This window comes from Mesorhizobium sp. M8A.F.Ca.ET.161.01.1.1, from assembly GCF_004792105.1.
GTDB lineage: Bacteria > Pseudomonadota > Alphaproteobacteria > Rhizobiales > Rhizobiaceae > Mesorhizobium.
Map to the genome: position 1 here is coordinate 1 of NZ_SRTD01000518.1, position 279 is coordinate 279.

The following is a 279-nucleotide window of genomic DNA, read 5'->3' on the forward strand; positions in this document are numbered from 1 at the left end:
GGTGGTATTTCGTCGGGAACGAGCTTCTATGATCGCGCTTCCACGGTCTATTACCCCTTCAACCTCGAGGCTGCCAAGGCTGCACTGGCTTCGATTGGCCTGAAAGACACTGACGGCGATGGTTTCCTGAATTTCCCCAAGGAAAAGCTTGGCGGCCGTAATGTCGAGATTACCCTTCTCGTCAACAACGGTTACGCGACAGACAAGAGCCTAGCGGAAGGTCTCGTCGGCCAGATGGCGAAACTCGGCCTGCGCGTCGTCATCAATAGCCTCGATTCA

Annotated in this window: 1 protein-coding gene; it reads left to right on the forward strand. The window is 55.2% G+C overall.

The features are described from left to right. A partial coding sequence (locus tag EN804_RS36825; protein WP_246693568.1) for an ABC transporter substrate-binding protein occupies positions 1-279 on the forward strand: 279 nt, incomplete at both ends.